At 54.5% G+C, this 824-nt stretch carries 2 tRNA genes; both read left to right on the top strand.

Annotation, left to right across the window (positions count from 1 at the left end):
- Positions 1-22 precede the first annotated feature (22 nt).
- Positions 23-99 (top strand) — tRNA-Ile (locus PH558_RS34010).
- 99 nt (positions 100-198) lie between these two features.
- Positions 199-274, top strand: a tRNA-Ala gene (locus tag PH558_RS34015).
- The last annotated feature ends 550 nt before the right edge of the window (positions 275-824 follow it).

The raw sequence follows: 824 nt of genomic DNA on the forward strand, positions 1-824 counted from the left end.
TCTGGACCGGTTTGACGAGAATGGGCCCGTAGCTCAGTTGGTTAGAGCACACGCTTGATAAGCGTGGGGTCGGAAGTTCAAGTCTTCCCGGGCCCACCAGCCTTCGCCCTTATGGGCTATGGCTTGGCGAGCCGGGAGTGAACGGATGCGGTTTTGTTGCCGAGCCGATGGAGTGATCCATTGGGTGTCGAGCTGGATGGGGCTGTAGCTCAGCTGGGAGAGCACCTGCTTTGCAAGCAGGGGGTCAGCGGTTCGATCCCGCTCAGCTCCACCAATCTTCGACTTGTCGAAGATTGTCTCGCCGAAGCTTGAAAGCGAAGGCGGGCTGGTTCGGTTGTTGTTTGTCGCGCTGTGGCGCTGACGTTGTCTTCTGAAGAAATAAAGGTTTTGCATCGGCTTTTAAGCTGGATGCCTGTTCTGCATACATTGTGAAGAGAAGATTGATCTGGAGGCTTCCAGGTGTTTTGAGCGACCGCAAGGTTGTTTAAGGCGTCCGAGCCCGGACCTTATGATATCGTGGATGGCCTAGCCGGCTGGAAACGAAGGAGGGGACGGAGGTAGGAAGGAAGCTTGTCGCTCTGGGCCGTTGTTGTTGACATTCTTCGAATGTCTCTGACGGACGGCTGGATTACCGTTGCCTGACCGCGCGGTACCGGATTTAATCTCGAGAAGCTGGTCTTAAGGTATGGCCAGGCGCACGCTCGGCGTGTGCGCTTAAAGAATGGACCATACCGAACACGTCGATGGCATTATTGATAGGCTGGGTTGTAAAAGGTAATCCGGTCTGTCGTTCGTTTTCTGAGGGTAAAGAAAGACGAGATGAT

This window comes from Rhizobium pantanalense, from assembly GCF_030182525.1.
Taxonomy (GTDB): domain Bacteria; phylum Pseudomonadota; class Alphaproteobacteria; order Rhizobiales; family Rhizobiaceae; genus Rhizobium.